Annotated in this window: 18 protein-coding genes; 10 read left to right on the forward strand and 8 right to left on the reverse strand. The window is 70.6% G+C overall.

Annotated elements, in window-relative coordinates; all coding sequences use genetic code 11:
* Positions 1-6: 6 nt before the first annotated feature.
* The 3 genes from VMS22_04840 to VMS22_04850 are packed head-to-tail and all read right to left on the reverse strand — an operon-like array spanning position 7 to position 5,381.
* A complete protein-coding gene (locus tag VMS22_04840) occupies positions 7-3,096 on the reverse strand; it encodes a CusA/CzcA family heavy metal efflux RND transporter (GenBank protein ID HXJ33347.1) in 3,090 nt (1,029 codons plus the stop codon).
* 6 nt (positions 3,097-3,102) lie between these two features.
* Entirely contained in the window at positions 3,103-4,200 is a 1,098-nt protein-coding gene (locus tag VMS22_04845; GenBank protein ID HXJ33348.1) for an efflux RND transporter periplasmic adaptor subunit, read from the reverse strand.
* Positions 4,197-5,381 carry a TolC family protein gene (locus tag VMS22_04850; GenBank protein ID HXJ33349.1) on the reverse strand — a complete coding sequence of 395 codons (1,185 nt, stop codon included), beginning with the start codon at positions 5,379-5,381 and terminating at the stop codon, positions 4,197-4,199. Before VMS22_04850 ends, VMS22_04845 begins: the two co-directional genes overlap by 4 nt.
* 165 nt (positions 5,382-5,546) lie before the next feature.
* Here VMS22_04850 and VMS22_04855 point away from each other — a divergent pair, with 165 nt between their 5' ends.
* Together VMS22_04855 and aroC are read left to right on the forward strand one after the other, a co-directional pair.
* Positions 5,547-6,575 (forward strand): TIGR03617 family F420-dependent LLM class oxidoreductase, encoded by a 1,029-nt coding sequence (locus VMS22_04855; protein HXJ33350.1) that lies wholly within the window; start codon positions 5,547-5,549, stop codon positions 6,573-6,575.
* Between the two features lie 53 nt (positions 6,576-6,628).
* The gene (gene aroC / locus VMS22_04860) at positions 6,629-7,711 is read left to right on the forward strand and encodes a chorismate synthase (GenBank protein ID HXJ33351.1); all 1,083 of its coding nucleotides are present in this window, start codon (positions 6,629-6,631) and stop codon (positions 7,709-7,711) included.
* A gap of 8 nt (positions 7,712-7,719) precedes the next feature.
* On the opposite strand, the gene VMS22_04865 is transcribed toward aroC, so the two are convergent.
* Both VMS22_04865 and VMS22_04870 read right to left on the reverse strand, forming a co-directional pair.
* Positions 7,720-8,595, reverse strand: a complete 876-nt coding sequence (locus VMS22_04865; protein HXJ33352.1) for an SDR family oxidoreductase — start codon at positions 8,593-8,595, stop codon at positions 7,720-7,722.
* Between the two features lie 36 nt (positions 8,596-8,631).
* Complete coding sequence (locus VMS22_04870; GenBank protein ID HXJ33353.1) at positions 8,632-9,153, reverse strand: hypothetical protein; 522 nt, start codon at positions 9,151-9,153, stop codon at positions 8,632-8,634.
* 12 nt (positions 9,154-9,165) lie between these two features.
* Between VMS22_04870 and VMS22_04875 the strand changes: the two genes are divergently transcribed.
* The 3 genes from VMS22_04875 (at position 9,166) to VMS22_04885 (ending at position 11,897) form a co-directional block, all read left to right on the forward strand.
* Positions 9,166-10,239: a hypothetical protein gene (locus VMS22_04875; protein HXJ33354.1), complete on the forward strand. Its 1,074-nt coding sequence runs from the start codon at positions 9,166-9,168 to the stop codon at positions 10,237-10,239.
* Positions 10,233-11,006, forward strand: a complete 774-nt coding sequence (locus VMS22_04880) for an adenylate/guanylate cyclase domain-containing protein (GenBank protein ID HXJ33355.1) — start codon at positions 10,233-10,235, stop codon at positions 11,004-11,006. Before VMS22_04875 ends, VMS22_04880 begins: the two co-directional genes overlap by 7 nt.
* A 75-nt stretch (positions 11,007-11,081) precedes the next feature.
* Positions 11,082-11,897 carry an enoyl-CoA hydratase/isomerase family protein gene (locus tag VMS22_04885; GenBank protein HXJ33356.1) on the forward strand — a complete coding sequence of 272 codons (816 nt, stop codon included), beginning with the start codon at positions 11,082-11,084 and terminating at the stop codon, positions 11,895-11,897.
* Positions 11,898-11,903: 6 nt separating this feature from the next.
* On the opposite strand, the gene VMS22_04890 is transcribed toward VMS22_04885, so the two are convergent.
* Positions 11,904-12,257, reverse strand: a complete 354-nt coding sequence (locus VMS22_04890) for a cupin domain-containing protein (protein HXJ33357.1) — start codon at positions 12,255-12,257, stop codon at positions 11,904-11,906.
* 189 nt (positions 12,258-12,446) lie between these two features.
* On the opposite strand from VMS22_04890, the gene VMS22_04895 reads away from it, so the two are divergent.
* Positions 12,447-12,914: an Hsp20/alpha crystallin family protein gene (locus tag VMS22_04895; GenBank protein ID HXJ33358.1), complete on the forward strand. Its 468-nt coding sequence runs from the start codon at positions 12,447-12,449 to the stop codon at positions 12,912-12,914.
* Positions 12,915-12,945: 31 nt separating this feature from the next.
* Here VMS22_04895 and VMS22_04900 read toward each other — a convergent pair whose 3' ends face one another.
* Entirely contained in the window at positions 12,946-14,313 is a 1,368-nt protein-coding gene (locus tag VMS22_04900) for a heterodisulfide reductase-related iron-sulfur binding cluster (protein HXJ33359.1), read from the reverse strand.
* Between the two features lie 43 nt (positions 14,314-14,356).
* On the opposite strand from VMS22_04900, the gene VMS22_04905 reads away from it, so the two are divergent.
* From VMS22_04905 to VMS22_04915, 3 genes are all read left to right on the forward strand, one after another.
* Positions 14,357-16,459 (forward strand): TIM-barrel domain-containing protein, encoded by a 2,103-nt coding sequence (locus VMS22_04905; GenBank protein HXJ33360.1) that lies wholly within the window; start codon positions 14,357-14,359, stop codon positions 16,457-16,459.
* Between the two features lie 91 nt (positions 16,460-16,550).
* Positions 16,551-18,275, forward strand: coding sequence for an aldehyde dehydrogenase family protein (locus VMS22_04910; protein ID HXJ33361.1), 1,725 nt, complete (start codon positions 16,551-16,553; stop codon positions 18,273-18,275).
* Between the two features lie 11 nt (positions 18,276-18,286).
* A complete protein-coding gene (locus VMS22_04915; GenBank protein HXJ33362.1) occupies positions 18,287-19,030 on the forward strand; it encodes an alpha/beta fold hydrolase in 744 nt (247 codons plus the stop codon).
* Here VMS22_04915 and VMS22_04920 read toward each other — a convergent pair.
* Positions 19,023-19,346, reverse strand: a complete 324-nt coding sequence (locus VMS22_04920; protein ID HXJ33363.1) for a hypothetical protein — start codon at positions 19,344-19,346, stop codon at positions 19,023-19,025. The two genes, VMS22_04915 and VMS22_04920, sit on opposite strands and share 8 nt — an antisense overlap.
* Positions 19,347-19,380: 34 nt before the next feature.
* Here VMS22_04920 and VMS22_04925 point away from each other — a divergent pair, with 34 nt between their 5' ends.
* Positions 19,381-21,477, forward strand: coding sequence for an ATP-binding domain-containing protein (locus VMS22_04925; GenBank protein HXJ33364.1), 2,097 nt, complete (start codon positions 19,381-19,383; stop codon positions 21,475-21,477).
* Positions 21,478-21,481: the final 4 nt, after the last annotated feature.

Genomic DNA, 21,481 nt, shown 5'->3' on the forward strand with positions numbered 1-21,481 from the left:
CCCGCCTCACGCCGCACGGGCGATCGCCGGCTCGCGCCGGATCCCGCCGCCGAGGAACGTGCGGTAGAGGACCGGCAGCACCAGCAGCGTCAGCAGCGTCGCCGAGATGAGGCCACCGATCACCACCACGGCGAGCGGGCGCTGCGTCTCCGAGCCGATCTCGGTCGAGAGCGCCGCCGGCAGGAGGCCCAGGGCCGCCAGCAGCGCCGTCATGAGCACGGCCCGCAGGCGCGAGAGCGCACCCTCCTCGACGGCCGCATCGACGCCGCGGCCGTCGGCACGGAGCGCGTTGATCTGCGAGACGAGCACGACGCCGTTCAGCACCACCTGCCCCATGAGCGCGATGAACCCGATGCAGGCCGCGACGCTGAGATTGAGCCCGGCGAGGTCGAGCCCCACGACGCCGCCCGTCAGCGCGAACGGGATCGTCGCGATGATGAGCAGCGCACATCCGATCGAGCCGAAGGCGCGATACAGGAGCGCCAGGATGAGCAGGATGCTCACCGGGATGATCAACGCGAGGCGCGCCATGGCGCGGCGCTGGTTCTCGAACTCGCCACCCCAGGTGATGTAGCTGTTGGGCGGCAGCGTCACACGCGCCGCGACGCGCCGCTGCGCCTCGGCGACGAAGCCGCCCAGGTCCCGCCCGCGCACGTTGCACTTGACCGCGACGTAGCGGGCGTTGGCCTCGCGGTCGATCGCCGCCTCGCCGGCGGCGACGTCGATGCGCGCGAGCTGGCCGAGGGGCACCTGCGCGCCGTCCGGTGTCGCGACCCGCACGTCCGGCAGGCGCGCCAGCGTGGCGCGCGAGACCTCGTTCAGGCGCACGACCACGTCGAAGCGGCGCTCGCCCTCCCAGAGCTGCGTCGCCGCCTTGCCGCCGATGGCGGTCTCGATCACGTCCTCGACGTCGGCGACGTTGATGCCGTAGCGCGCAATCGTCTGGCGGTCCACGACCACGTGCACCTGGGGCAGCTCGGCCGCGTGCACGACGGCGAGATCGGCCACGCCGTTCACGTCGGCCAGCTGGCGCTTCACCTCGGCCGCGACCTTGCGGAGCGCGTCGAGGTCGTCGCCGAAGATCTTGATCGCCACCTGGCCGTTGATGCCCGAGATGTTCTCCTCGATGTTGTCCTTGATCGGCTGCGAGAAGTTGCTCTCGATGCCGGGAATGCGCTCCAGGCTGTCCCGCATGCCGGCCACCAGGCGCTCGAGCGTCATGCCCTTCGGCCAGCGCTCGCGCGGCTTCAGGTCGACGAAGTACTCGAGGTTGTTGGCCGGCGCCGGGTCGGTCCCGTCGTCGGGTCCGCCGAGCTGCGAGAGAATGCTGCGGACCTCGGGAAAGCTCGCGAGGTCGGAACGGATGCGTGGCACGATCGTCCGCGCCGCGTGCTCGAGGCCGATCGACGGCGGCAGCGTGACGGTCACGTAGAGCGCGCCCTCGTTGAGGGTCGGGAGGAACTCGGTGCCGATGCGCCCGAGCCGCCAGACGCCGAAGGCGAGCACGCCGCTTGCGAGCATCATGACGGTGCGCCCGTTGGCGAGCGACCAGCGCAGCGCGGGACGATAGGCCCGCAGCGCCAGGCGTTCGACCGGCGTCGCACCCTCGTACGTTCGTCCGCGCAGGAACACGAACGTGAGGAGCGGGATCAGCGTGAACGAGAACACGAGCGCGCCGACCAGGGCGGCGCACACGGTGTTCGCCATCGGCGCGAAGATCCGTCCCTCGACGTGCTCGAGCGAGAAGATGGGGACGTAGGCGACGATGATGATGCAGAGCGCGAAGAGCGTCGGGCGCGCGACCTCGGTCGCCGCTTCCTCGACCGCCGAGCGCGCGGCGTTGCGCTCGGTGATGCCGGCGAGCCGCCGCGCGACGTGCTCGACCATGATGACGGCGCCGTCGACGATGATCCCGAAGTCGACCGCGCCGAGCGAGAGCAGGTTCGCCGACATCCCGCGGACCTTCAGGTACAGGAACGATCCGAGCAGCGAGAGCGGGATCGTGAGCGCCACGATGAGGGCGGCCCGCATGCTCATCAGGAAGACGCCCACCACCAGGACGACGAGCACAGCGCCGACGACGAGGTTGTGCGTGACCGTCACCAGCGTCCGGTGCACGAGGCGGCCGCGATCGTAGAACAGGTCGATGTGGACGCCCTTCGGCAGGATGCCGTCGTTCAGCTGCCGGAGCTTCGCGTGCAGGGCCGTCAGGACCTCGGACGGGTTCTCGCCCCGTCGCATGAGGACGATGCCCTCGACCGCTTCCGGCCCGAGATCGCGCGCGACGACGCCGCGGCGGGGCGCCGCCCCGACGACCACGCGCGCCACGTCGGTGACCCGGATCGGCGTGCCTCCGCGCGTCGCGATGACGACGTCCTCGACGTCCTTCGTGCTGGCGAGAGTCCCGAGCCCGCGTACCACGTACTGCTGCTCTCCGCGCTGGATGTAGTTGCCACCGGCGTTCGCGTTCGAGCGCGCGAGCGCGGCGAACACCTGCTGCAGCGTGAGATCGCGCGCCTGCAGGCGCTGCGGGTCGACCTGCACCTGGAACTGCTTCAGGTAGCCTCCGAACGAGACGACGTCGGCGACCCCGGGCACTTGCTTCAGGTGCCGCTCCATCACCCAGTCCTGGAGCTCGCGGAGCTGCATCGGCGAGTAGCGCTTCCCTTCGAGGGTGTAGCGGAAGATCTCGCCGGTCGGCGTCGCGAGCGGCCCCAGCTCGGGCTTGACGCCGTCGGGCAGATCCACGCCGGCCAGGCGCTCGCTCGCCTGCTGGCGCGCGAAGTAGAGGTCGGTGCGGTCGGTGAACGTCAGCGTCAGGTACGAGAGGCCGAAGATCGACACCGACCGCATGCGGGTCATGCCGGGGAGACCGTTGAGCTCGGTCTCGATCGGGAGCGTCACCTGCCGCTCGACCTCTTCCGCGGCGTGGCCCGGGTAGAGCGTGATGACGTAGACCTGCGGGTCGGCGAGCTCTGGAAAGGCCTCGATCGGAAGGTTCCAGAACGCGATCGCGCCGGCGACCGCGAAGGCGATGGTCGCCGCGACGACGACGAGCGGCCGCTTCAAGGAGAAGTCGAGGACGCGGCGGAGCATCGCGGATCACGACCGGTCGAGCGCGCGCGCCGCGAAGAGCGCGCCGCGCGTGACGATCTCGTCGCCGAGCACCACGCCGGAGAGGATCTGCACGTGGCCGTCGACCTCGGCACCGAGGTCGACCGGGCGGAGCGCGAGCGTCCCATCGGGCGCGCGCACGACCACCTGCGAGCGCTGTCCGTCCGAGACGACGGCGTCGACCGGAACGCTCAAGAGCCGGGAGTCGGCGGGCGCCCGCAGCGTCACGCGCGCGAACATGGCCGGCTTCAAGCGCTGGTCGGGATTGGGGACGAGGCAGCGCGCGACCACCGTGCGTGTCGTGTCGTCGACGACCGCGCCGACCGTCGCGACCTCGCCGGGGAAATCGTCCGGATAGGCGTCGACGCGCACGCGCACCGCCTGCCCGCTCCGCACGAGGCCGAGTTGCCGCTCGGGAACCCGCACGCTCACCTTCACTCGCGAAAGATCGGAGACCACGACGAGCGGCTCGGCGTTCTCGGGCGTCACCTCCGTGCCGAGCACCGCCTTGCGCTCGACCACCGTGCCGGCGACCGGCGAGCGCAGGAGGTAGTGGGTCGTGCCGTCGCCCGGTGCGACGCGAAGGCGCTCCAGCACCGCTCGCGCGCGCTCGAACTCGGCGGCGGCCTTCTGGGCGTCTTCGGTCGCCTGGACGAAGTCCTTCTCGGAGATGGCCTGCACCTCTTTCAGGCGCGCCGCCCGCTCCGACGCCTTGCGCGCGACGGTGAGGTCGGCCTCGGCCCGCACGTACTCGGCCTGCGCGCCCTTCACCTCCGGGCTCTCGAGGGCGACGAGCGGCTGATCGGCTTCCACCCGGTCGCCCACCTGCACCAGCAGCTCGGCCACGCGCCCGGGAACGACGGCGTTCAGGCGCGCCGTCCGCTCGTCGTCGAAGTCGATCGTCCCGGCCAGGTTCGCGACGTCGGGCGTCGCGGCTTCGCCGACCTTCTGGAACTCGAGATAGCCGAGCTGCGCGGCGGACAGCGCCGCCGGCGGCGTCGCGTCCTCGACCGAGGGAGCGTCGTGACCCCGGCCGCACGCGAGGGTCGCACCGAGGGCCAGGGCGGGGACGATTGCACGTCTCATGGTCGTACCTCGAGGGCCGTGACCCGGATCACGTCGTAGGCGGCGGTGTGGCCGTCGCGCAGCGCGTCCAGGTAGTCGCGCTGCGTGGCGATGTAGGTGCGCTCGGCTTCGAGCAATTCCAGCAGCGAGACCGCGCCGTCGCGGTACGACACCTCGGCGGCCTTCCGCGCCGCCTCTGCCTGCTTCAAGAACTGGTGCTCGAAGCGGTCGACGCGCGCCTTCGCGCTGGCGTAGGCGGCGAGCGCCGTCTGCACTTCCCGGGGGATCGTCAGGCGGAGCTTGTGCACCGCCTCCCGCGCCGTCAGGGCCTCGGCCTCGGCGCGCTCGATGGCGCCCTGGTTGCGGTTCGCGACCGGGAGCGCGATCGACACGTTGGCGCCGATCTGGTCGGCGAGATCGCCGGAGACGGTGAACTGGCTGTGCGTGTAGCCGACGCCGACGGTCGGGTTCGGCCACGCCTCGGCGTGCGCGAGCTCGAGCGCCGCATCGGCGGCCTCGACGTCCGATTCGGCCTCGTGCAGGTCGGGTCGCTTGGCGAGCGCATCGTCGACGAGGGCGGCCGATGTGCCGGGGACGGGCGGCAGCGCCAGGCTGCCGACCGGCTCGACGTCGTCGCCCTCGCTGCCGATGAGGGGCAGCAGCGCCGCCATCGCCTGCTGGCGCTCGAGGTCGGCGTCGGCGACCTCGCGCTCGAAGCCGCGCTGCTCGAGGGCGATCTTGTTGAAGTCGGCCGGCGAGATGTCGCCCGAGCGCGCCCGCGCCTGGCTCACTCTCACCGTCTCGCGATAGCGGTCGAGGTTCTCCCGGGCGAGCCGGCGCCGCTCGGTGGCGACCAGCACGTCGAGGAAGCGGCGCCGCACCTCGAAGGTGGCCGTGCGTTCGAGATCACCTCGCGCGCTCTGCGCCGATGCGATCGCGCTCTGGGCCTGCGCGATCCGCGCGGGCCGCTTGCCCCACAGCTCGAGCTCTTCGCTGAGCCCGCCCTGGACGACGACGGTCTCGCCGGCGCCGAGGCCGGGCGGATTCGTGCGGCCGATGGCGAAGTTCCCCACGCCCACCGAAAGGGTCGGATTCGGGTACGCGCCGGCCGTCCGCAGGTCGCCCTCGGCGGCCTTCACCTTCAGCGCTGCCGCGAGGACGTCCGGGCTCTGTGCCCGCATGCGCGCGATCGCCTCGTCCATCGTCAACCCCACCCCGCTCGCGTTAGCAAAGTGTGAGCCCGCGACCATTCCGACGGCGGCGGCGAGACGACCGATACGCACGAGGCGTCTCGCCACGCGCTCGGATCCTACGAGGCCCACACGGGCCGTTGACGTCCGACTTTCGTCCGATATTCACTGACACCAATGCCTCACTCCATCGTGATCGAGACGGGTTTCCCCTACGACGACATCGCTCGAATTCCCGAGGCGGTTCGACACATCGAGGCAATCGGCTTCGACGGAATCGTCTCACCGGAGATCAATCGCGACCCATTTTTCCCACTGCTCGTCGCCGCGGAGCATTCGACGCGCCTGCAGCTCTCGACCGGCGTCGCTATCGCGTTTCCGCGCGCACCCATGGTGACCGCGCAGATCGCATGGGATCTCCAGCGCTACTCGAACGGCCGCTTCCTGCTCGGCCTCGGCAGCCAGGTGCGAAAGCACAACGAGGATCGCTTCTCGGTGCCGTGGTCCGCGCCGGTGCCGCGCATGCGCGAGTACATCCTCACGCTGCGCGCGATCTGGGACTCGTGGCAGAACGGGACGAAGCCCGCCTTCGTCGGCAAGCACTACCGCTACACGTACATGACGCCGTTCTTCAATCCGGGACCGATCGCGCACCCGCACATTCCGGTGCAGGTCTCGGCGGTGAATCCCGCGATGTGCCGGTTGGTCGGCGAGCTCTGCGACGGCGCGCGCCTGCACGGCTTCTGCACGCGGCGCTACCTCGACGAGGTGATCCTGCCCAACATCGAGGCCGGCGCCACGAAGGCCGGCCGTTCGCTCGACGCCATCGAGCTCTCGGGCGGCGGCTTCCTCGCGACCGGCCCCGACGACGAAGCGGTGGCTGCGCAGGTGCAGATGGTGCGCACGCAGATCTCGTTCTACGGCTCGACGCCCGCCTATCGCGGCGTGCTCGCGCTGCACGGCTGGCAGGACCTGGGCGAGAAGCTGAATCGCCTCTCGCGCGAGGGGAAGTGGGGCGAGATGATCGCCGCGGTGCCCGAGGACATCGTGCGCACCTTTGCCGCCGTCGGACGCTGGGACGAGATCGTGCCGAAGATCCGCGAGCGCTTCCGCGGCATCTCGCGTCTCGCGTTCTACGCCACCGGCACGGGCCCCGATCGCGACGGCCGCATCCGCGAATTGCTCGCCGACCTGCGCGCGGCCTGAGGGCGGCGTCCGCCGCTGGTAGCTCGGGAACTCGCGGGCTAAACTGACCCGCAGTGGGCAACACGTTCGGACATCTGTTCCGCGTGACGACCTGGGGCGAGTCGCACGGCGGCGCGATCGGCGCCGTCATCGACGGCTGTCCGTCGCTCGTGCCCATCACGGCGGCCGAGATCCAGGTCGACCTCGACCGGCGTGCGCCGGGGCAGAGCCACCTCACGACCCAGCGCAAGGAGTCCGACACCGTCCGCATCCTCTCCGGCGTCCTCGACGGCAAGACGCTCGGCACGCCGATCAGCCTCGAGATCCCCAACGAGGACATGCGCTCGGGCGATTACGGCGAGGTGCAGACGAAATACCGTCCCAGCCACGCCGACTACACCTACGACGCGAAGTACGGCATCCGCGACTGGCGCGGTGGCGGCCGCACGAGCGCGCGCGAGACGGCCGGCCGCGTCGCGGCCGGGGCGATCGCGCGGAAGGTGCTCTCGGTGCGGTGGAACGTCGAGATCGTCGCCTGGGTCTCGAAGGTCCACACGCTGGTCGCCGAGAGCGACGTCGAGACGGTCACCCGTGCGGCCGTCGACGCGACGCCGATCCGCTGTCCGGAGGCCGCCGTCGCCAAGAAGATGATCGCGGCCGTCGAGCAGGCGCGCAAGGACGGCAACTCGCTCGGTGGCATCGTCACGTGCGCGATCCGCGGCTGCCCGCCCGGCTGGGGCGAGCCCGTGTTCGATCGCCTGGAGGCCGACCTCGCCAAGGCGACGCTGTCGCTGCCCGCGAGCAAGGGCTTCGAGATCGGCTCGGGGTTCGCGGGGACGAACCTCACCGGCCTCGAGCACAACGACGAGTTCTACATGGAGGGCGATCGCGTCCGTACGCGCACGAACCGCAGCGGCGGCCTGCAGGGCGGCATCACGAACGGCGAGACGGTGTACTTCCGCGTCGCCTTCAAGCCCACGGCCACGGTCATGCGCGAGCAGAAGACGGTGTCGGCCGGCCACGAGAACACGACGATCACCGGCCGGGGCCGCCACGATCCCTGCGTGCTCCCGCGTGCGGTGCCGATGATCGAGGCGATGGCGGCGCTCGTCCTGGCCGACCACGCGCTCCGCAACGAAGCGATCCGCCCGCGCTGAGGCGCGCGCTATCGCGCCTTCGGTGGGCGGCGCGGGACCTGATCCCTCACCGGGACGACGACCGGCATCTTGAGCCCGCGTCGCTGCCAGTTCGCGCCGTCGAGGACCAGGGTGTGCCCGGTGAGATAGGTCGCGAACGGGGAGCAGAGGTACGTCGCCGCCCAGCCGAGCTCGTGCGGCCGGCCGACGCGACCGGCAGGGATCGTCGTGCCCGCCTCGGCGTAGCCCTCGGGACGGTTCGCCGTCATGTGCGCGGGCATGTCCTCGTGCGGGAAGAGGCCCGGACACAGGCAGTTCACGCGAATGCCGTACGGCGCCCACTCGACGGCGAGCGTCAGCGTCATGTTGACGACGCCGGCCTTCGCGGCGGCCGAGTGCGCGGCGCCGGGACCGCCCGTCCACGCGTAGGTCGCGCCGATGTTGAGGATGGCGCCGGGCGCCGACGCCGCGATCCGCCGCAGGGCGAACTCGCGCGAGCAGATGAACGTGCCGTTGAGGACGATGTCGGTGACCGACTTCCATCCGTTCGGCGACAGCTCCTCGGCGGCGACGGGGAAGTTGCCGGCCGCGTTGTTCACGATGACGCCGACGGGGCCGAGCTGTCCCTCGATCACGTCGAAGGCGCGGGCGACCTGGTCGGGCTCGCGCACGTCCATCTCGACGCCGATCGCTCGACCGCCGGCGGATTCCACCGCCTCGACACCGCGCGCCCGGTGATCGGCACCGCGGCTCACGATGGCGACCGCGGCCCCCAGGCGCGCGAACTCGACCGCGATCGCCTTGCCGAGGCCGGTCCCGCCGCCCGTCACGGCGACGACCTCGCCCGCGAACGTCCCCGGCGGGAGCATCGCGGTTCCGAGTGGCGGCGGCTCGGGAACGGGCATCGACGGACTCTCGCACCGCCGGCGCGGCGCGGTCAATCAGCCGTAGGTCGGCTCGTCGTCGCCGGGACGGCGCGGCGCCGTCGGCGGGCGCACGATCCTCGGCAGCGGCAGTCGCTCGATGCCGCGCGCGCGCAGGAGCGCGTGATACTCCTCCTTGTCGGCCGGCACTGGCGCCGGGTCGCCGGCCCAGGTCTCGAAGAGGAGCGCGCCGCGCGGGCCCGCCACGAGGGGTCCGAACGTGGCCCCGACCTCGAGCACGACGAGCGTGCCCGCGGGACAGTGCCGGTCACCGATCGCGAGATCGCCGTCGAGCACGTAGACCAGGTGATCGCTCTTGTGGCCGTGGCGTTCGATCACGACGTCGGGATCGTAGCGGCCGAGGACGACCATGCGGCGTTCGGTCCAGTCGAGGAATTTCTCGTGGACCGAGACGCGGCGGTCGCCGTGGCGCTGGGCGATGATCTCCTGCCACGGCACGTCTTTTTCGTTGACGAAGACGAGACGGGGTGCGGCGGGCTGTGACGCGGCCATGTTGCGGCGGTACAGCGGAGAGTGCACGATCGTCAAGGCATGTCGGACTCGATCGCGAACATCGAGTGGGGCGAATGCTGGCTCGAGCCGACGGCGATGCCGCGCGAGCTCGCCGCCGACATCCGCCGGGCACTGCACGGTGTGGTCCCGGCGTGGTCGGCCCGCCTCGCCTCCGTCCCCTGGGTCGCACGCGAGTTCCCGAGGCTGTCGGGGAAGTCCATCGCGCACATGCCGCTCGACCTGTGGGAGATGATCGGCCTCGTCGTCAGCCAGGACAACTCGTGCCGCTACTGCTACGGCGTCACGCGCGTGCTGCTGCGGGTCCTGGGCTACGACGCCGCCCGCGTCCAGCAGCTCGAGCGCGACCTCAACCTCGCCGACGTCTCGCCGGCCGATCGCCTGGCGCTCGACTTCGCGCGCCGGGTCTCGCACGCGAACCCGCGCGTGGGTGCGCCCGACTACTCCCGGCTCCTCGAAGCGGGATACTCCAAGCCGGCGATCGCCGAGATCGCCTACTGCGCGGCGACCAACGTGTGTGCGAATCGCATCGCGACCCTGCTCGCCTTCCCGCCCGACTTCACGCCGGCCGAGCGCGTGGTGATGCGCCTCTTGCGGCCGCTGGTCGCCCGCCGGATCCGCGGCAAGCTCATGCGACCCGAGCCGCTGCCGCCGAACATCGGGCCGTGCGCCGACGTCGTCGCGGCGCTCGACGGCTCGCCCGCGGCGCGCGTCCTGCGCACCGCCATCGACGAAGCGATTGCATCGCCGGTCCTCCCACGACGCACCAAGCTCCTCATGCTGGCCGTCATCGGCAAGGCGCTCGGCTGCGCGTACTCCGAGCGCGAGGCCAGTGTGGAGCTCGCCCAGGCCGGGCTCGGCCCCGCCGACGTCGCCGAGATTCTGACGAACCTGGGCTCGCCGAAGCTCGATCGGCGCGAGGCGCTCCTCGTCCCGTTCGCCCGCGAGACGGTCTGGTACCAGGTGCCCGTGATCCAGCGGCGCACGCGCGAGCTCGCCCGGCACTTGACGCGCGACGAGCTCATCGAGGCGGTCGGGATCGCATCGCTCGCCAACGGCGTCTGCCGGCTGAGCATCCTGCTCGAAACGTGCTGACGATCGCCCTCGTCGCGCTCGCGGCGGCGCTCGGCTGGCTCGCATGGCGCTCGCGCGTGCGCGCGACGGCGATCGAGGACCGGCTGGAGGACGCGTCGCGCGAGCTCGAGCGCCTGCAGAACGCCTTCGCCCGGTTTGCGCCGCTCGACGTGATCGAGGGCATCATCGAACGGCGCGGCGTTTCCACGCGGTCCGAGATCAAGGAGATCACCGTCCTGTTCGCCGACCTGAAGGGATTCACGGCGCTCGCGGAGCAGTTGGATCCGGGGCGCCTCGTGGCGCTCCTGAACGGCTACTTCCAGATCATGGGCCGCGTGCTCGCGGAGCACCGGGGACACCTGGGGAAGTTCCTCGGCGACGGCTTTCTCGCCCTCTTCGGTGCGCTCGAACCGAACCCCTGGCAGACGAACGACGCGCTCCACGCGGCGCTCGCGATGCGCGACGCGCTCGTCGACTACAATCGCCGCTCGCAGGCGGAGGGGCTTCCGAACCTCGCGATGTCCTTCGGGATCCATCGCGGCCCGGTCGTGGCCGGCGTGATCGGCAACTCGGCGCTCATGGAGTACGGCGTCATCGGTCGCACGGTGAACCTCGCGGCGCGCGTCGAGCGCCTGACGCGCGTACACGACGTCGACATCCTGGTCACCGAAGCCGTCCGGGACACGTGCGATCCGCGCTTCCGCCTGCGCGCCATGCCCGCCGTCGAGCTGAAGGGCGTGCCCGGTGCGCCGCCGACCTTCGCCGTCGAGGGCTTCGATGGTGGTTGACGCGCGCGCCCGCAAGGCCCGCTCGCTTGACCGCGCGAACGACGGGAGCGTAGACCGCGTCGGCGAGGAGGGTCCATGGCCGACGACTTCGCCGACGCGGTGACGCTCGAGATCGACGACGGGGTCGCGATCGTCGCGCTCAACCGTCCCGATCGCCTGAACGCGTGGAGCTGGGAGATGGGGATGGCCCTCTTCCGGCGCATGGAGGAGGTGGCCGCGAACCGCGAGGTCCGCGCCGTCGTCCTGCGCGGCAACGGCCGGGCCTTCTCGGCGGGGATCGACCTCAAGCCCGACGTCCGCGATCGGATCGTCGGCCGCTCGCCCGCCGAGAAGGTGATGAACTACTACCACCGCTATCGCGGCTCGCACCGGCGCACGCGCTTCATCGAGGAGATGCCACAGCCGATCGTCGTCGCCCTGCACGGCTACTGCCTCGGGGCGGGCTTCGAGATCGCGATGCTGGCCGACATCCGCGTCGCCGCCGAGGGCACGATCTTCGGCTGCCCCGAAGTCCGCATCGGCGTCGCGATCGACTGCGGCCTCGACATGCGTCTCGCCGAAGAGGTGGGCCCCGCGTGGGCGAAGTGGATGACGCTCACCGGCCGGCGCTTCGACGCGGCGAAGGCGCAGCAGCTCGGGCTCCTCCAGGAGGTGTATCCGGAGGCAGATCTCTTCACCGAGGCGCGCAAGCTCGCGGGCGAGATCGCCGCCAACGCGCCGCTCGCCGTGCAGGCGACCAAGCGCACCATCGACCAGTGGTCGAAGCGCGGCCTCGACGACGCGCTTCGCTACGAGGCCATGAACGCGGCCGTGGGATTCGTCTCCGAGGATCTCGTCGAGGGCTTCGCGTCGGGCCGCGAGAAGCGGCCGCCGCGCTTCGAAGGGAAATAGTGCAGCCTACGGCTTCCGCGGGCTTTCGCGGCCGTACGAGTCCTCGAGCCGCACGACGTCGTCGAGCTCGGGCGTCGACACCTCCACGACGTCGACGTCGGTCACCGCCACCATGCGGTGCACCGTGCCCGGCGGACAATGGAACGAGTCGAGCGGGCGCATGCGCGTCGTGCGGCGATCGGCGCCCTCGCCGACCTCGAGGTCCATCTCACCTGCCTGGACCAGAAAGGTCTCGTCCTTGCGCTCGTGGAGCTGCCGCGAGAGCCGATGCCCGGCGGTGATGTGGAGGATCTTGCCGACGTACCTCGGCGTTTCGGCCCAGATCAGCTCGTAACCCCACGGTTTGTCCACTCGGCGCATGTCGGCGTCGACACCCCGCGGTGCGACGACTCAAGTTGTGTCGTGAGGGCTTGGGAGTCAAGGCGCGCCCCGCGCATTCGTCACGGCCGATCGTCAGGGACGTGACACCTTTACAGCCTCGCGGGCCGTGCTTACCCACCGCTTCGCGGGCGAGGGCCCGCAATTCAAATCGTAAGGAGGAAGCGAGCAATGAACGGACCGGTGTCTCGCAGGTGGCCCACCTCGGAGCCCCGCTCGGTGCTCCGGGATCTCGGGAGCCTTCATCAGGAGATCGAGGGGCTCTTCGAGAACGTGTTCGGGAACCGCGCCGTCGAGGCGGTGGCCGACTGGGCGCCGCGCGTCGAGACGTTCGTGAAGGACGAGACCCTGCACGTCCGGGCGGACCTGCCCGGTGTCGATCCCAAGGCGGTCGACATCTCAGTCGAGGACGACCTGCTGACGATCCGCGGCGAGCGCAAAGCCGAGCACAAGGAAGCGGCGTATCGGGAAGTGACCTACGGCAGCTTCGAGCGCCGGATCCGGGTACCCGACGGCGTCGATCCGGAGAAGATCGTCGCCAAGTACACGCACGGCGTGCTCGAGATCGCGGTGCCGATCCCGAAGCCGGTGACCAAGAAGGTCAACGTCCAGATCGCCGACGCGTCGAAGTCGGCCTGACGATGCTGCGGAGGCCGCCGGGTGACCCGAGTCACCCCGGCGGCTTCGCGTGGCAAAAGCCGCCGGCGCACGACGCGCGCCCGCAGCCGGCGACCGATCCACCCGGCCAAACGTTCTCGACGGCCGGGAGCGCGGGCGCGAGCCCGTAGGCGTCGCGCAGAACCTCCATCGGGTGCGCCGGCGTGACCCCGAGCTCCTCGGTGACGTTGAGTCCCGCGAGCGGACAGTCGGAGACGAGACGCACGGCCTCGCTGTCGTCGAGCGCGCGGCAGAGCTTCTTCGCGTACTTCCGCGACAGCTCGTAGTACTCCCTCTTCATCCCCCACGTGCCGTCGAACGCCGAGCAGCGCTCGATGGCCTCGACCGTCGTGTCGGGAATCAGCTCCAGGAGCGCACTGAACGGCGCCCCGATGTTCTGGGCGCGCAGGTGGCAGGGCACGTGGTAGCCGAGCTTGCCCTGCGGCTTGGTGAAGGTGCGGTTCAAGCGGCCGGCGGCGTGCTCGCGCGCGAGGAACTCGCCGGCGTCGACCACGTGCGCGGCGACGCGGCGGGCGTCGTCGGTGCCGACGAGCGCGGGCCACTCCTGCTTCGCCGTGTAGCCGCACGTCGGTCCGAGGACGACGACGGACACACCCTGCTCGACCAGGGGCAGGAGCGAGGCGACGTTCGCGCGTGCCATCGCGACCGCCCGCTCGATGTCGCCGCCGTCGAGGGCCGGCATGCCGCAGCAGCGCTGGGGCGGGCGCAGGACGCGGAAGCCGTTGTGCTCGAGCACCTGCACGGTCGCGGCACCGATGTGGGGATAGTTGTAGTTGATCGAGCAGGTCTCGAACAGCGCGACCCGGCGTTCGCCCGCCGCCCCGTTGCGCGTCTTCCCGAACCAGCGCTCGAACGTCTGGCCGGCGAACGGCGGCAGCACGCGATCGCGGTGGATCCCGACGGCTTTCTCCACGAGCACGCGGAGCCCTTTCTTGCCGTTGGCCCAGTTGACGATGGAAGCCGCGATCCCGGTCGACACCTTCGCGATCCGGTCCGGGTCGCCGAGCGCCTTGTCCTGCAGCGTGACGCCCTCGCGCCGCACCCGCGTCGCCTTGGCCCGGAGCATGAGCCGGGGGAAGTCGACGTTCAGCTCGTGCGGTGGGATGTACGGGCACTTAACGTAACAGAGCTTGCACTGGTAGCACAGGTCCACGACCTTCCACTTCTCGGCCGGCGAGAGGGCCTTCACCTCGCCTTCGCCTCGCTCCTCGTGCGCGTCGACCGCGTCGAAGAGCGCCGGGAACGAAGGGCAGTAGTTGAAGCACATCCGGCAGCCGTGACAGATGTCGAAGACGCGGACGAGCTCGGCGTCCACGGCGGCCTCGTCGTAGAAGCTCGGATCGCGAGGATCGAAGGTCATGTGGGGTCGAACTACGTCGTTTGTCCGAATCGCGTCAACTTCCGTGGCGGTCCTCGCCGGCCTCGCCGGCCTGTCGATGGCCGCCGTGCGCGGCGGGCGCCAGGGGAGCTACCTCCGCATCGCCAGCAAGGAGGCCGTGGCCGAGGTCCGGACCTCCCGCTACCTCCTGCGCGTGCGCGATCGCGACGGCCGGCTGCTCACGAGCGAAGCCTCGGGCGGCGGCGTCTTCTTCGAGCGCGCCGGTGGCGGCGATCCGGTCCGTCTCGGCCGGGTGCGCGGCTTCTCGAAGCAGCGCGACGGCGCGATCCTGACGGTCGAGACGGGCGAGGCCGCGCCCACCAAAGTGACGCTGCGCTGGCGCACGCCGCGCGCGCTCGACGTGACCATCGAGCCGCCGGCCCCCGAAACGCTGGCGGCGCTCGGCGACCGGTTCCGATCGCCGAAGAGCGAGGTGATCTACGGCCTCACCGAGCGACTGCGCGATTCGCCGCCGATCGTCGACGGCGTCGTCGACCAGACCGAGGACGACATCGAGCCGCCCGAGGTGGGCACGCTCGATCGGCGCGGCGAAACCGTCGAGATGTACGTCCGCCCGACCTTCTCGCTCTACGCGCCCTTCTACCAGAGCTCGCGCGGCTACGGCCTCTCGGTCGACGGCACGACCGTCGGCGCGTTCGACGTCGCCAAGAGCGACGAGTCGGTCGTGAGCTTCCGGTTCGAGGCCGGCACGACGCCCGAGCACCGGCGTCTCGGCTTCCACGTCTTCGTCGGTCCCGATCATCGCACGATCCTGGACGAGTACACGGCGCTCACCGGCCGCCCCCTCGTCCCGCCCGACTGGGCGTTCCTGCACTGGCGGTGGCGTGACGAGCTGCCCACGGGCGAGACCGCCGTGCTCGACGGCATGCCGGTCAACGCCAAGGTCGCCGAGGACGTGCAGATGTACGACGCCCTCGACATCACGCCGGGCGTCTACCTCTTCGACCGCCCGGTGCTGCAGGGCGAGTACGGCTTCGCGCAGTTCGCGTGGGATCCGGCGCGGCTCCCGAACCAGGACCACCTGCTCGCCGCGCTGCGGTCGCGCGGCTACCGCATCATGACCTGGAGCTCGGCGTGGGCGTGCGGCGCCATGCCCGGCGACAACGGCCTCGAAGCGAACTTGCTCGGCTTCATCGCCCCGCCCGGGGCAACGGGAACGCCCAAGTGCGACGATGTCTTCGGCTCGAGCTTCATCCTCGACGTGACGAATCCCGCGGCGCAGGCGTGGCTTCGCGACAAGCTCGCCGCATTCATCGCCGCGAACCGCATCGACGGCATCAAGCTCGATCGCGGCGAGGAGCACATCCCGTCGCAGGCGACCGACGTCTGGGCGGACGGCCGCACCGGTCGCGAGGTTCGCAACGACTACCCGACGCTCCAGGCGAAGATCCACTACGACGCGCTCGTCGCCGCGCATCCCGACGGCGACTTCGTGCTCTTCTCGCGCCCGGGCTACTCGGGGACGCAGCGCTGGTCGATCTTCTGGGGTGGCGACATTCCCGGCAGCGAGCGGTTGGGCGGCGGGCCCGGCACCGACCTCGGCCTGCGCAGCGCCATCATCTCGCAGCAGCGCGCCGCCTTCATGGGCTTCCCCATCTGGGGCTCCGACACCGGCGGCTACTACGAGTTCAAGGACCGCGAGGTGTTCGCGCGCTGGATCGAGTTCAGCGCGTTCTCGGGCATCATGGAGATCGGCGGCAAGGGCACGCACGCGCCCTGGGACATGCCGACGACCCCACAGTACGACCAGGAGATGATCGACATCTACCGCACCTACGCCGAGCTGCGCGTGACCCTGCATGCGTACATCGTCGACGCCGCCAAGGATGCTGCGACGGGCATGCCCATCGTGCGGCCGATGGTCTTCCTCGATCGGCGGGACAAGAAGCTGCGCGATCGCTGGGACCAGTACATGTTCGGACCCGATCTGCTGGTCGCGCCGGTGTGGAAGATCGGCGAGCGCCAGCGCAAGGTCTACTTCCCGCGTGGTACCTGGCGGAGCTTCTGGACGCCGACCGAGAAGGTCCGCGGACCGAGGACGATGATGGTCGACGCTCCCCTCGATCGCATCCCCGTCTACGTGCGAGGCGACGCAAAAGTCCCCTGAACCCGCGCGCCTGCGCCCGCGACTAGCGCAAGTGCGATCCCAGCGACGGGCCTAGGCTGGCGTCCCGGGGCTGGTGTATGAACGCCGCACGATGAAGGCTCCGAGCACGTCCTTGCAGATGAGCGCCAGTGCGTCGAGCGCAGTCCCCACCCGGCAGAACGAGATCGACGCGGCGGTCGCGGCCCTCAAGGAACGTGCTCGTGAATTCGCGCAGTTGGCTCCGACCGCCAAGTCGCAGCTCCTGCGCGAGTGCATCCCGCGACTGCTCGCCGAGGCGCCGGCCTGGGTCGCGGAGGGCTCGCGCGCCCGCGGCGCCGATCCGTCCGAGGAGTGGCTCGCCGGACCCACGGCCACGATCCGGATGTTCCGCCTGCTGGCCGACAGCCTCGATCAGATCGCAGCGGCCGGGAAGCCCGCGCTGGGGCGCGGCGTGCGGCGACGCCCCGACGGCCGCATCGAGATCGCGCTCTTCCCGTCGAGCACGCTCGACTCGGTCATGTACGGCGGCTTCGCCGGCCATGTCCTCATGACCGCCGGCGTGGACGAGCGCGTTGCTCGCGAGTCGCAGGCCGAGTTCTATGGCCGCAAGGATCCCGAGGGCGGCGTGTCGCTCATCCTCGGCGCGGGCAACGTGTCCAGCATCCCGCCGATGGACGTCGCGACCAAGATGTTCATCGAGGGCTTCGTCTGCATCCTCAAGATGAACCCGGTGAACGAGTGGGTCGGGCCGTACCTCGAGCGCGCGCTCGCGCCGCTCATCGACCGCGGCTACCTGCGCATCGTCTACGGCGGCGCCGACGTCGGGCAATACATCACGTACCATCCGATGGTCGACGACGTGCACATCACCGGCTCCGACCGCACGCATGACACGATCGTGTGGGGTGCGCCGGGCCCCGAACGCGATCGCCGGATGGCGGCGAACGATCCGCTGCTGAAAGTGCCGATCTCGTCGGAGCTCGGCAACGTGAGCCCGGTCGCGATCGTGCCCTACGCCTACAGCGACGCCGAGCTGTGGTTCCAGTCGCGCAACGTGGTGTCGATGGTCTTCAACAACGCCTCGTTCAACTGCAACGCGGCGAAGATGCTGATCACGGCCAAGGGATGGCCGCAACGCGACAAGTTCCTCGACCTGGTGGCGCAGGGCCTCGCCCAGGCGCCGACGCGCAAGGCCTACTACCCGGGCGCCTTCGAGCGCTACGAGAGGCTGCTGGCCGGTCACGGCAACGTCGAGCGCTTCGGACAGGGTTCGGCAGAGCGCCTGCAGTGGGCGCTCGTGCGCGGCCTGGATTCCAGCTCGGACGACCCGCTCTTCCGCACCGAGCCGTTCTGCGGAATCCTCTCCGAGACGAGCGTCGGCACGCCCGATCCGGTCGAGTTCCTCGGCACGGTGACGTCGTTCATGAACGACCGGCTGTGGGGCACGCTCAGCGCGATGATCGTCGTCCACCCGAAGCACGAGAAGGATCCGGCGACGGCGGCGGCCCTCGACAAGGCGACCGTCGACCTGCGCTACGGCACGGTGTCGATCAACCACTGGGCGGCGCTCTGCTACGCGTTCGGCACGCTGCCATGGGGCGGACACCAGAGCTCCACCCTGAAGAACATCCAGAGCGGCCTCGGCTGGGTCCACAACACGTACATGCTGGGCGGCGTCGACAAGTCCGTGGTGCGCGGACCGCTCACCGTCTCGCCGTACCCGCTCTGGTTCTTCGACAATCCGAAGACGGGCAAGGTGGCGCCGGCGGCGGCGGACATGGAGGCCGTACCGAGCTGGCTGAAGCTCCCGGGCCTGCTCCTGAAGGCTCTGCTCTAGGCCGGGATCGCGTGCGCCTCGCAGCGGCGTTGCTGGCGGCGGCGGTCGCCGCGTGCAACGACGGCGGACCAGCCATGCGCGAACCGACTTCCCGGCCGACCTTCGTCGAGCGCACCGCGTCACCTCGGGAGCGCACACCGGGCAAGCCACCGCTCCTCGTCCTGCTTCACGGGATCGGCGCCGACGAGGACGACCTGGCCTCGATCGCCCCGGAGCTGGATCCGCGCTTCATGGTCGTGAGCCTGCGCGCGCCGCGCCCGTACCACACCGGCTTCGCGTGGTTCGATATCCAGTGGCGAGCGGACGGGACGATCGTCCCGAACGTCGCGCAGGCCCGCGAGACGCTGGCCGAGTTGGTGCGCTGGATCGAGGCGGCGCCGGCGCGGCTCGGGACCGATCCCGCGCGCCTCTACGTGCTCGGCTTCAGCCAGGGTGCGATGATGGCCCTCGGGCTGCTGCGGACCATCCCCGAGCGCCTCGCCGGCGTCGTCGTGCTCTCGGGTCGATTCAGCGACGAGGTCTTCCCTGCCACGGCGCAGCCGGACGCCGTCGCACGCGTGCCGCTCTTCGTCGCGCACGGCGCCCGTGACGACGTCATTCCAGTCGCGAGCGGACGCGCGATTCGCGACGCCTTCCAGCCGATGACGCGCGACTTCACTTACCACGAGTACCCCATCCCGCACGCGATCAGCGCCGACGAGATCCGCACGATCGGCGCGTGGCTGACCCAGCGGCTCGACCGGCCGATCAATTGAGCAGGGGCGACGCGAGTCGGAAGTAGAGCTCGCGATCGATGCCGCACTGGGTGCACCGCACCCTCGCAACCCGCAAGCGCTCGCCGTCCTGCGTGCGGACGGCGTGCTCGTCGAGCTGGACGGTCCCGTCGCACAGCGGGCACGGCGTCGCCTGCACGATCGGCTCGACCTGCGCCGGTGATTCGACGTCGATCGGTCGCGCGGGCGTCCCGCCCGGCGTCACGCGCGCCAGCGCCTCCAGGTCGCGCACCAGCTCCTCGTGGACGTGGGCGCGGGCGCGCCGCTCGGTACGCGCGGACGGCTTGCGCTTCCCCATCGCGACGTGGAGACTACCAACCTTTCCCCGAATCGTGCCAGACCCAATCGTCGAAGAAGAGCTGAGGCTGCTCGCGGAGGTGAGCGCGCGTCTCGACGCGACCGCGCCGGAGCACGCGCCATCCGAGACGTCGCTCGTGAAGGAGCTGGAGCACCTGCGCGACTCGATCCGCGACGGCGGCACGAAGGAGGAGGATCGTGGGGCGCTCGTGCACCAGTTCGATCGGCATTCGGCGCTGCTCAAGCAGCTCCGCACCGCCGAGCGCGCAGCGGCCGTCGACACCGCGTCGCCCTACTTCGCGCACCTGCGCCTCCGCGAGAACCGCGCCGTGCAGGAGATCCTCATCGGGAAGACGACGCGCCTGCTGCCCGGCTATCCGATCGTCGACTGGCGGAACGCGCCCATCTCGCGCGTCTTCTATCGCTACCGCCAGGGCGAGGAATACGAGGAGGAGATCGCGGGCCGCGTGAAGGAAGGCGTCGTGCTCGCGCGCCGCACGGTGTCGATCCGCGATCGGCAGCTCCGCCGCGTCGACGCGCCCGAGGGGATCTTCCAGACGGACGACGGCACGGAGGGCGGCTGGCAGCGGCTCGAGCGCGAGCCGGCACGCCTCGCGGGCGGACAGGGGTCGGCGCTCCGCGCGCACGGCGCCGACGAGATCGCGGCGCGCTCGCTGGGTACGGGCGGGCGCGGCCTGCGCCGGCGCGCCGACAAGCACCTGCCGGACATCGCAGGGCTGATCGATTCCACGCAGTTCGACCTCATCACCAAACCATCGTCGGGCTTCGTGGTGATCCGCGGCACGGCCGGCTCCGGCAAGACCACGGTCGCGCTCCACCGCATCGCATACCTCGCCTACGACGATCCGCGCATCGATTCGCCCGACACGCTCTTCGTCGTGTTCTCGCAGGCGCTGCGCGACTACGTGAGCCACGTGCTCCCGGCCCTGCAGGTGAACCGCGTGCAGGTGCGGGCGTTCCACGAGTGGGCGTCCGACGTCGTGCGGCGCCTCTTCCCGCGCCTGCCCCACACGATACGGGACACCACGCCCGCCGTCGTGCATCGCCTGAAGCTCCATCCCGTGCTGATGGTGGCGCTCGAGCGCCACGTCCACGCCACGCCGGGGAAGGCGTCGGCGCGCCAGGTGGTCGACGACTGGGGCAGCACGCTCATGAACCTGACGCTCCTCGAGGAGGTCGTCGCCGCCGAAGCGCCGGGCACCTTCAGCAGCGAGGAGCTCCGGCGCGCGACCGACTGGTGCCGAGTGCGCCACGAGGAGCTGACGGCGTTCCTTGCCGGCGACGACGCGGTGCAGGCCGAGATCGACGAGGCCGACGAGGCCCTCCTGCTCTATGCGTGGGAGCTGCGCGTGGGCGCGCTGCCCGGACGCGGCGAGCGGCCGCTCCGCTACCGGCACATCGCCGTCGACGAGGTGCAGGACTTCGCGCCGATCGAGGTCCGCGTGCTGCTCGGGTGCCTCGACGAGCGCAAGAGCATCACGCTCGCGGGCGACACCCAGCAGGCCATCGTAGAGCACGGCGGCTTCCGGTCGTGGTCGGAGTTCCTGGGCCGGCTCGGGCTCGACGGCACCGAGGTCAGCACGCTCGAGGTGAGCTACCGCTGCACGCACGAGATCGCGAGCTTCGCGGTTGCCCTCCTGGGTGACCTGCGCGAGGACGCGACGCCGCCCAAGACGGTGCGCTCCGGCCCGGTCATCGAGCTCTTCCGCTTCACGGACCACGGCGCGTGCGTTGGATGGCTGTCCGATGCGTTGAAGGAGCTGGTCGCCGCCGAGCCGCTGGCGTCGGTCGCGATCCTCACGCCGTCGGCGGAGCTGTCGAAGCTCTATTTCAGCGGCCTGCAGACGAGCGAGACGCCGCGCCTGCGCCTGGTCGAGCACCAGAACTTCACCTTTGCTCCCGGCATCGAGGTGACCGAGGTCGAGCAGGTGAAGGGCCTCGAGTTCGACTACGTCGTGGTGGTCGAGGCGAGCTCGACGAGCTACCCCGACACGGCGACGTCGCGCCGGCGGCTGCACGTGGCGGCGACGCGCGCGGTGCACCAGCTCTGGCTGACGAGCGTGGGCACGCCGGCGGTCGCGGTGCGCGAGCAGCTCACGGCCCAGGGCTAGAAAG

This window comes from Candidatus Eisenbacteria bacterium (assembly GCA_035577985.1).
Lineage (GTDB): Bacteria > Desulfobacterota > Binatia > DP-6 > DP-6 > DATJZY01.

Bases quoted from the DNA above. Each gene is read 5' to 3' on its own strand.
- VMS22_04840 (HXJ33347.1), bottom strand. From the start codon at position 3,096: ATGCTCCGCCGCGTCCTCGACTTCTCCTTGAAGCGGCCGCTCGTCGTC.
- VMS22_04845 (HXJ33348.1), bottom strand. From the start codon at position 4,200: ATGAGACGTGCAATCGTCCCCGCCCTGGCCCTCGGTGCGACCCTCGCG.
- VMS22_04850 (HXJ33349.1), bottom strand. From the start codon at position 5,381: ATGGACGAGGCGATCGCGCGCATGCGGGCACAGAGCCCGGACGTCCTC.
- VMS22_04855 (HXJ33350.1), top strand. From the start codon at position 5,547: ATGCCTCACTCCATCGTGATCGAGACGGGTTTCCCCTACGACGACATC.
- VMS22_04865 (HXJ33352.1), bottom strand. From the start codon at position 8,595: ATGCCCGTTCCCGAGCCGCCGCCACTCGGAACCGCGATGCTCCCGCCG.
- VMS22_04875 (HXJ33354.1), top strand. From the start codon at position 9,166: ATGTCGGACTCGATCGCGAACATCGAGTGGGGCGAATGCTGGCTCGAG.
- VMS22_04885 (HXJ33356.1), top strand. From the start codon at position 11,082: ATGGCCGACGACTTCGCCGACGCGGTGACGCTCGAGATCGACGACGGG.
- VMS22_04890 (HXJ33357.1), bottom strand. From the start codon at position 12,257: ATGCGCCGAGTGGACAAACCGTGGGGTTACGAGCTGATCTGGGCCGAA.
- VMS22_04895 (HXJ33358.1), top strand. From the start codon at position 12,447: ATGAACGGACCGGTGTCTCGCAGGTGGCCCACCTCGGAGCCCCGCTCG.
- VMS22_04900 (HXJ33359.1), bottom strand. From the start codon at position 14,313: ATGACCTTCGATCCTCGCGATCCGAGCTTCTACGACGAGGCCGCCGTG.
- VMS22_04910 (HXJ33361.1), top strand. From the start codon at position 16,551: ATGAAGGCTCCGAGCACGTCCTTGCAGATGAGCGCCAGTGCGTCGAGC.
- VMS22_04920 (HXJ33363.1), bottom strand. From the start codon at position 19,346: ATGGGGAAGCGCAAGCCGTCCGCGCGTACCGAGCGGCGCGCCCGCGCC.